This window comes from Varibaculum cambriense, from assembly GCF_022133705.1.
Lineage (GTDB): Bacteria > Actinomycetota > Actinomycetes > Actinomycetales > Actinomycetaceae > Varibaculum > Varibaculum cambriense_A.
This window is the reverse complement of record NZ_JAKNHJ010000027.1, coordinates 1-8501: the sequence shown is the minus strand read 5'-3', so window position 1 is coordinate 8501 and position 8501 is coordinate 1. Positions and strand designations below refer to the sequence as shown.

7 protein-coding genes are annotated in these 8501 nt (G+C 52.0%); 3 read left to right on the top strand and 4 right to left on the bottom strand.

All coding sequences use genetic code 11. The features are described from left to right. Nucleotides 1–55 precede the first annotated feature (55 nt). Genes L0M99_RS09640 through L0M99_RS09630 form a run of 3 tightly spaced genes read right to left on the bottom strand, consistent with a single transcriptional unit; the run spans nt 56 to nt 3212 of the window. Nucleotides 56–1282, bottom strand: a complete 1227-nt coding sequence (locus L0M99_RS09640) for a BMP family lipoprotein (RefSeq protein ID WP_238128448.1) — start codon at nt 1280–1282, stop codon at nt 56–58. Then, on the bottom strand, nt 1279–2376 hold the full coding sequence (locus tag L0M99_RS09635; protein ID WP_024058729.1) for a mannose-1-phosphate guanylyltransferase: 1098 nt from the start codon (nt 2374–2376) through the stop codon (nt 1279–1281). The genes L0M99_RS09640 and L0M99_RS09635 overlap by 4 nt, the downstream gene beginning before the upstream one ends. 44 nt (nt 2377–2420) lie before the next feature. Continuing rightward, entirely contained in the window at nt 2421–3212 is a 792-nt protein-coding gene (locus tag L0M99_RS09630; RefSeq protein ID WP_024058728.1) for a DeoR/GlpR family DNA-binding transcription regulator, read from the bottom strand. A 131-nt stretch (nt 3213–3343) separates the two neighbouring features. Here L0M99_RS09630 and L0M99_RS09625 point away from each other — a divergent pair, with 131 nt between their 5' ends. After that, a complete protein-coding gene (locus L0M99_RS09625) occupies nt 3344–4612 on the top strand; it encodes a YihY/virulence factor BrkB family protein (RefSeq protein ID WP_238128447.1) in 1269 nt (422 codons plus the stop codon). Nucleotides 4613–4691: 79 nt separating this feature from the next. Here L0M99_RS09625 and L0M99_RS09620 read toward each other — a convergent pair whose 3' ends face one another. Beyond that, on the bottom strand, nt 4692–5921 hold the full coding sequence (locus L0M99_RS09620) for a hypothetical protein (protein WP_024058726.1): 1230 nt from the start codon (nt 5919–5921) through the stop codon (nt 4692–4694). 356 nt (nt 5922–6277) lie between these two features. Here L0M99_RS09620 and L0M99_RS09615 point away from each other — a divergent pair, with 356 nt between their 5' ends. Further along, nucleotides 6278–7570 carry an O-acetylhomoserine aminocarboxypropyltransferase/cysteine synthase family protein gene (locus tag L0M99_RS09615; protein ID WP_024058725.1) on the top strand — a complete coding sequence of 431 codons (1293 nt, stop codon included), beginning with the start codon at nt 6278–6280 and terminating at the stop codon, nt 7568–7570. 60 nt (nt 7571–7630) lie between these two features. Beyond that, nucleotides 7631–8501, top strand: an 871-nt coding sequence (locus L0M99_RS09610; RefSeq protein WP_238128446.1) for a homoserine O-acetyltransferase family protein, incomplete at its 3' end; no start/stop codon positions are given.

Sequence of the window (8501 nt, the reverse complement as noted above, 5' to 3'; positions counted from 1 at the left end):
CTCTAAACAACTAGCACCCACATAAGAAGCGGAACAAAACCTGGGACGCTTCACCTTAGAGTTTCAGGGTTCCTTGGCGGAATTCTTCCTCAATAATCTGCGAGTTTTTCTTTACCTCATTAGGAACCGTAGAGCCATACTCATAAAACGGAGTCAGTCCCACCCATCCGTTCCGGTAGGTACCGACGATCTGCGTAGAGTTCGCAGCAAATCTGTCTTTCCGCGCCTCTTCAATCAGAGAAATCATTGCCTCAGACAGATCAGGAACAATTGAAGTCAAGACCGGCGGCCGCCCTTCAGGGAGATTACCCCGGGTTTCGTGTCCGTCAGTTAGATACCAAATTGCAGTGATACTTTCTACCGAATCGATTATCTGCGGAGTGACAGTAGACGCGCTGACAGTAGGCGTAGGATAACTTTCCGAGGGGGTAGAGGTAGGGCTTTCACCCTCGGTAGGTTTCGCGGTTTGCCTGCTAGCTTCTTCCGCCGCCTGCTCAGCTTTTTCTTTATCTGCATTCGCTTTGATAATGGCTTCTAAACCAGCCGAATTTTGCGCACCCTCCGCGAAAAATATTACATCCGCCCCCTGTTTTATTATCGCTTCCGTCTGGGATTTTACTCTTGCTTTATTCGCGTTTCCTCCGAGATAGAAGCGGTTTCCCCCGGGAATAACTTTAACTTTTAGGGATTGCCCATTTTCCTGTTCCTGGTCTGAGTTATAGCGAGCAACCCCTTGAGAAAATGAAGAAATAAGGGTGCTATTAATCTGGTTTTTCTCTCCGGCAACTACTGCCACTTTTCCACTTGCGGAAGTACCTGCCGCAATAAAACCTGCTACATAGGCAGGTTGGCTCAAATCGTAAGTAATGATGGCCAAGTTTTCGCGAGTCGCCTGGGCGGTAGCTCCGGGAGGAAGCAGCAGCGCAAAATGGCGCGCGCGATGATATTTTGCCTGTTCCATTAAAGGCTGAACAAAGGCCTCTCCTACCCCGATAATCAAAGAGCAGTTGGCAGAAATATCGTGAGCAATCGCTTTTTCAATCTTCTTTGGCGAATCGAGACTAGTGCGGCGTGAGGCTACCCCTAAACGTTTTTTACCATCCTCTAGCGCAGTGATGGCCTTAGCATTAATGGAACCTGCTTCCCCTTTACCTAAAGTAAGCAGGCAGGTACGAAAATCTGCCGCATTAATATAACCAGCTGGTGCCACATTGGTTCCGGCACAAGCAGATAGGCTCAAAGATAGTGCCAACGCTGCCCCTAGCTGGCGCCACAGTTTCACTGCAGATCCCCTTGTTCTGCCACCACGTCCCCTAGCTCTTGCGCATATTGGGTAGTAGTCACCAGGGTTACATCTGCGCGGCGAATCACTACCGCGTTAGGTATTCCCAACACCACCAGCTTTTCTGTACCGCCGTGATCAATAAAAGCTCCGGGGCTGGCCAGCAACTGAGTTTCACCGCTACCGCGCACAACGGATTTTTGGGGGGCATCACCAGCGATAGTCTGGCGCAAAGAAGCGAAATCACCAACATCGGACCAACCGAAGTTGTCGGCAGCTACTACTGCTACCCCGCCCTCATCGGCTATTGGTTCTGCAATGGCAGTGTCTATGGGGTAAGAAGGCAGCGATTCCCAAAGCTCAGTAAAACCTGCTGTCCCCGGGGTCACGTGCACCATTTCTTGGATTGTTTCATAATAGCGGGGAAGCAAATTATTTAGGTGAGACAAGAACACCTCGGTGTTAAACACAAACATTCCGGCGTTCCAAAAATAGCCTCCCGTCGCTAGATAACTCTCGGCTTGGGAGCGTGAAGGTTTTTCTTTAAAACTTTTTACGTCAAAGACTCTTGGCTGGCTGTTTTTCGGGCTTAATTCCCTATCGGAGGCGCAGATATAACCATAAGCAGTGGAAGGACAGCTAGGAGCTATTCCTATAGTTACAATTTTTCCCTCCCTAGCCGCCTCAACCGCCGCCGATACGGCACCACGGAATACGGCAACACTCTTTATCGCGTGGTCAGCAGCAAATGACCCGGCAATCACCGCCCCATATTTCTCTTGTATCCTAGCCGCCGCCCAAGCGATCGCGCCGAGAGAGTTTTTTCGACTGGGCTCTTCCAGGATCTGGTATTGCTCTTTCACACTCGCTGGGAGCCGGGCATTCAGATTTTGGGAGGCAACGGCCTCGGCATGGTCGGTGCCGGTTACTACCGTTAGCGACGCTGCCAGAGGCGAAAGTCGGTCAACGGTTGCCTGCAAGAGGCTACAACCCTCCCCCAGTAAATCGAGTAAAAATTTTGGTTTACCAACTCGCGAAACCGGCCAGAGACGGCTTCCAGGACCTCCGGCAGGAATAATTACATGTAGGCTCATAATTTAAAAGTATCGCGCATAGTCCGGGTCAAGGTTAGGCTCGACTAGGGTTGGCAAATATTCACCATTACTTGCGCCTCGGTGAGGGTCTCAGCTATTCCGCTGGGTGGGGCACTAATCGAGATGACTCGTGAAAGCTGATTTAGGGGACAAACTACTCCTAGCGCTGACCTTCGCCATGCCGGGGTTGGCACCATAATGGTGGCGAACTCGCTGTTTTCGATTAGCACTTTTTCCAGCATTGCTTTGTCTAGATTATTGCAGCTAAGACCGGTTTTAGCATCAATACCTTCGGCTTCAATAAATACGGAATGAAAATGAAAATTGTAGGCGGTAATCACGCTAGGAGAACCTAAGGTTTCATGATCTATCGGCTGTCCCCCGATGAAGACAATCTCAGAGTGAGCTTTACCGTTGTCTCGCTGCATCTGTTGGGCCTCATCAAGAATCTGCATCGCAGGCAGATAGTTGGTTGCCACTGTCAAAGACGAGAAGATTTCACTTTCGCTAATAATTTTAGCGAGGTAGCGACCGCTCCCACCTGCACCGATAAAAAGTTTAGAGCCCGGACGAATAGTTTCAGCCGCCGCTTGAGCCAGTATCTTTTCTTCGTCGTTAGCAGCAACAGTGCTGCCTGGAGCGGGCAAGCTTTCACCTTCCAGACGAACCGCCCCTCCATGAACGCGCTCTAATTTCCCTTGATTTGCGAGCAGACTGATATCTCTGCGCACCGTCATCTCAGATACGCCGAGCTCAGTTACCAGGTCGGTAACCCGCACTGATCCGTTACTATTTACTTGCCGTAAGATTTCGTCGTGCCGCTGATGCGCTAGCATGGCTCTCTCCGCTGATAGAGGTAACTTTCCTCTAGATTATCCCATTTTGTTGCTATTTGTCTTTTTCTTCGCGCGCTTTTGTTCGTTTGAATGAATGCGACTAACCTCAGCAAAACCGTTAGATTTAGAGTATGAGAAGTACCAGTAACTCCCCCGAGCTTTCCGTTCGCGACCGCCACCCAGAGCAATTTTCACCTAGGTTTATCGAGGTGAAAGCCGAATCCGGAATTATAAATAAAGCGAAAATATTTGTTTCCTGGTTGCAACGCCTGCGGATTATGCGTTCTCTTACACGCTACGGTAATGGTCGCGGCGCACTGCTAGCTGGAGGTATCGCTTATTCTGCGATCTTTTCCCTTGCTGCTGCCCTAACTATTGGAATCACCGTGCTTCTAGGAGTGCTGGGGCGCAGTCCTCAGCTACAAGATGCAGTATTTTCCTCCCTGGCATCTTCCCTTCCGGGAGTACTGGAATGGAAAGGATCCTCTGGGATTGTTGATCCCTCCGATCTGGTAATTTCCACCTCTTTTTCCATAACCGGAATCGTGGCGGTAGTGGTATTAGTTTTTTCCGCGACTTCGGTGATGCGCGCCATGAAGTCTTCCATTCGCGCCATGTTTGGAATTGATCAGGTGCCTTCTGGCGCGGCCAGCGAAAAGTTGCGCGACTTACTAGGCTTTGTGGCTATTTCCTTGGGAGTGGGAGCGACCGGGATTTTAACCTTGGCGCATACGGTTATCGGGACGCGAGTTTTTTCGGCAATCGGGCTAGAATCCACACTCGCCTCAGTGATGATAAGGATCGGTTCTTTTCTGATTAGTGCCGCTATCGACGGGTTGATCCTTTGGATCTTGATTCGTTTCGTGGCACTAGTTAGAGCACCAAAAACTGATCTTTGGTGGGGACTAGCAGGGTTTGGAATAGTAGCTTCTTTGATAAGGTCGCTGGGAACCTCCGCAGTAGGCTCAGTTAATAACCCGCTGCTAGCTTCGTTTGCTGCCATTGCCACCCTGTTGCTGTGGATTAACTTACTTTCCCGAGTGATGCTGATTGCTTGCGCTTTTATTGCCAATCCGCCTAAGGCTCTCAAAGTTAGCGAAGCTGAGGACGTGCATGCTACTGAACGCCCCAACTACGTATCCTTGTCGGAGCCGCTAACTTTGGATTGGGCACACCATCGGCTCAGCGGAGCCGTGGATCTTGATGCTCCCGCCGATACTTCCGTACCTGATCATTTAGCACAAGGGCAAGCACCACGGTGGCGGTCTCGCCTGGTGACCCAAAGCGGAAAACCGTGGCGCGGAAAGGTAAGCGTCCTGATTGATCAGATGATCGCGCGGCATGAAAAACGGATCGCTTTCCTGCGCTCTCTAAAAGATGGGCGCCGGGATCCCCGCTAGCATCTCGCCCTGGCGCGCTAGGTATGTTTAGGCTTTAGACTCGAAAAACTAGGCAGCTATCGAACTTGCGCGCAGCAAGTTAGAGATCGCCCACTATCCGATTCTTCATATGGTGAACCACCGAAGAGCGCAATCCGCCATCAACACCAAGCATCACTCCGCCCAGCAGAGAAAGCTTTGAGAAACGTTTCTTACCTGCTAGACCAATGAGGCCAGCACCGATTAACCCCACCCCTACTGCCATTTGAGCCGCGTTTGCCACTTTCATCAAAGTGGGGTGCTCTATTTCCAACTTCCTAAGGATTCCGAAAGGAGTTTTCGCGTCCTCGTCAGAATGCAATATCCGCATATCTACACTGTGCCCCATGGCGCGCGCCCATCCGGGCTCATGGAAGATTTCAATCCCGGGAACGTCCTCTAACTCAAGTCGCCCATAGAGGAATGCGGCGGCCTCAGCTGGTAGCCCCATAACTTCAATCGCCCGCACCATTCCATCTTGACCGGCAATTTTGAAAGTCTGCGCTAATTGCTGGGCATCACACCCGGCAGTTTCAGCAATCCGGTTGGGAGAAGAGGAATGTCCAAGGTATTCACGAATCTGTTCTTCCAGTGCCGGGTCGGGAATCTCTACCGCTCCGGGAACCACCTGGGTTTGCAGCAGCCAGGAGTGAATAGCTAGTTTCTCTGGATCGGCAACTTCATCGGAAGTAACTGCCACCACCCGTTGATCATGGGCAGAAACATACAGTCCCACCGCGGGAATCCGAGAAATTAAAGAACCTTCAACAATATCCGCGCGAATCGTTTCATAGCACAGAGCAATCCGCCCTTCCGGAAGGGTGACACACCCCAAGGTTTTCCCTTCCGCAGCCGCGCAAAATGGAACCGAAGAAACCGGCATCGAAGAAATTTCAACCACCCGCACCGGTTGCTCCCTATCACCTGAACGGGAGGGAAGCGGTAAATCGGAAGGTAGTTTATTGGCGTGATATTCCCCGATGGAAACATCGGCAGCAAACTTTTCAGCCAGCAGTTCTACCACTTCCGGGAGCGCTGCCCCCACCCGCAGCGGTTCCTCGGCCTCATCTAAAGATGCCAGACCATCAGCCTGGTTACGGAGCACATTTACCCCCAGCAAATGCGGGGTATCGGGAAACCAATCCGCCTCGGCAACGATATTTTGTTCCCTAAAGAACTGGCAGACCGCCCTGGGGTCGAGCTTGGCAGCCACCATCGCGCCCTCTTGAACATTCCAGGTAACTACCGGGTCAGCATGGGTATCTACACTGGGCAAGCTGTCATTGCTCATGATTTCTCCTTTGCGGTTACTCTTTCCTCCAGATTAACCTTTGGGGACAGCTTTTTCAGCCGTTACAGGACGCAGAATTGCGAATTTTTCTCTTATCGAAATAGTGACTTAGTTCTCAACTTCTAAGATTAGCTTGCGATGGGCGGGCAACACCAGGTTATCTTAGGGGCATGACACGTCGAATGTTCAGCTGACCCGCACGGTCAGCTCCACTCAGTCCGCCCCTTGGCGGCGACGCGTTTGCCCGTGCAAAGAAAGTCCCTTTGGACTGCCTTGCCGGGCTTTTTGTTTATCCAAAGTGGACTATTGGCAAACGTTTTAGAAAAACCCAAATCTACTGAAAAGGATAAATAAAAATGACTAAGCAAAACTGGGGTTTCAACACTCGCCAGATTCACGCCGGATACCGTCCCGATAAAGAAACCGGATCCCCGGTGCCTCCCCTTTATCAAACCAATGGTTACGTTTTTAAGGACGCGAAACAGGGCGCGGATCGTTTCGCCTTAAAAGAACCCGGCCCTATCTACACTCGCCTAAATAACCCCACTAATGAGGTTTTCGAGCAGCGAGTTAATTCCCTAGAAGGCGGAGTGGGAGCCCTGTCTACCTCCTCGGGAGCCGCCGCGATTGCGCTAGCTATTTTGACGATAGCCCAGGCGGGAGACAATATTGTGGCTTCTCCCTCGCTATATGGGGGAACCTTGGCGTTCTTAGCGAATAACCTGCCCCGTTATGGCATCACTACCACTTTTGTTACCGACCCTACCGATGCTGGGCAGTGGGAAGCTGCCACCAATGAACGCACTATTGCGTTCTTCGCCGAAACTATTCCTAACCCCAAAAATGATTTCCTAGATATTGAGGGCGTAGCCGAGGTTGCAAAACGGGTAGGAGTACCGTTCATTGTAGATAACACGGTGGCCACCCCCTATTTGACCCGCCCCCTAGAGTGGGGCGCCGATATTGTGGTGCATTCGGCCTCGAAATATCTGTGCGGACATGGCAACTCTATCCAAGGGGTGATTGTTGATGGCGGCTCTTTCGATTGGGGAGCTGATCCAGGGCGTTTCCCCCAGTTCAACCAGCCTGATCCGTCCTATCATGGCCTGGTTTATAAAGACCTCGGCGAGGCCGCGTTTATCACTAAAGCCCGGGTGCAGGGGTTACGTGATTTCGGGTTCGCAGCCAGTCCCTTTAACTCTTTCCTGGTAAATATCGGGATTGAAACCCTGTCACTACGGGTCCAGCGCCATGTGGAGAACGCTCAAAAAGTAGCAGAGTTCTTAGAGGGGCACCCGCAGGTAGCAGCAGTTAGCTATTCGGGGCTTGCCTCTTCCCCCACCCATGATTTACAACAAAAATACGCGCCTAAAGGCGCGGGAGCAGTGCTAGCTTTTGACCTTAAAGGGAACCGCGCCGATGGGGAGGCATTCGTAGATGCTTTAACCCTGCTATCGAACGTGGCGAACCTGGGAGATTTACGTTCCCTGGTTATTCACCCGGCCTCTACCACCCATTCGCAGGCTAATGAACAAGAGTTGGCGGCGGCGGGTATCAGCCAATCCACTATCCGAGTCTCGGTCGGTCTAGAGGACGTAGCAGACATTATCGCTGATCTGGAAGCCGGATTCGCGGCGATTAAGAAATAAGTGGCGCTTGCGCTTAAGGAATAAAAGACAACAATCCGGTATTAGCTGGGAGGAACCTCAATGTCTACAGCGTTAAAAGAAAAAACCGCCGGCGGGACAACAACCGAAATCTTTAATCCCCGCCAGCAATATCCGGGCACTAACTGGGCAAATAGTCCCGCTTGGCTGCCTGGGGACGATCCCGGTAACCGCCAATTCGTTTCCCTTGGGGAACTGCCCTTGGAAAACGGAGCCAGCCTGCCAGGAGGTTACCTGGCTTATGAAACTTGGGGAACACTCAACGCCGATGCCTCTAATGCAATTTTGATTGAGCACGCCCTGACCGGTGATTCTCATGTGATCGGATTGCAAAGCCCGGCGCACCCCACTGCGGGCTGGTGGGAGCGGGTAGTAGGGCCAGGCAAACCGATTGATACTGACCGTTATTTTGTGGTGGCTCCTAACTGCTTGGGCGGATGTCAAGGGTCTACCGGCCCTGCCTGGCCAGCGCCTGATGGATTGCCTTGGGGCTCTCGTTTCCCCGAAATCACTACCCGCGACCAAGTGCGAGCAGAGAATAAACTGCGCAAACAGCTAGGAATACTATCGTGGGCACTGGTGGTAGGCCCGTCTGCTGGAGGATTTCGCGCCCTGGAGTGGGCGTGCCTCTATCCGCAGCGAGTGCGGGCATTGGCGCTGGTCGCAACGGCCGCAGCGACCAGCGCCGACCAGACCGGTTGGGCACATATGCAGGTGCGTGCCCAAGAATTAGACCCCAGCTTTGCCGGTGGAGACTATTATTTATCAGCCGATAAAGAAGCCGGAAACCCGGGTATGGCGCTGGCTCGACAAATCGCGCACGCCACCTATCGCACTTCCGGCGAGTTAAACACCCGTTTTGGGCATAACCCCCAAAAAGGCGAAAATCCCCTGGCAGGAGGACGCTACGCCG

What these genes read in the sequence shown, in the direction of transcription:
- L0M99_RS09635 (WP_024058729.1), bottom strand. Translation starts at nt 2,376, where the DNA reads ATGAGCCTACATGTAATTATTCCTGCCGGAGGTCCTGGAAGCCGTCTC.
- L0M99_RS09630 (WP_024058728.1), bottom strand. Translation starts at nt 3,212, where the DNA reads ATGCTAGCGCATCAGCGGCACGACGAAATCTTACGGCAAGTAAATAGT.
- L0M99_RS09625 (WP_238128447.1), top strand. Translation starts at nt 3,344, where the DNA reads ATGAGAAGTACCAGTAACTCCCCCGAGCTTTCCGTTCGCGACCGCCAC.
- L0M99_RS09620 (WP_024058726.1), bottom strand. Translation starts at nt 5,921, where the DNA reads ATGAGCAATGACAGCTTGCCCAGTGTAGATACCCATGCTGACCCGGTA.
- L0M99_RS09615 (WP_024058725.1), top strand. Translation starts at nt 6,278, where the DNA reads ATGACTAAGCAAAACTGGGGTTTCAACACTCGCCAGATTCACGCCGGA.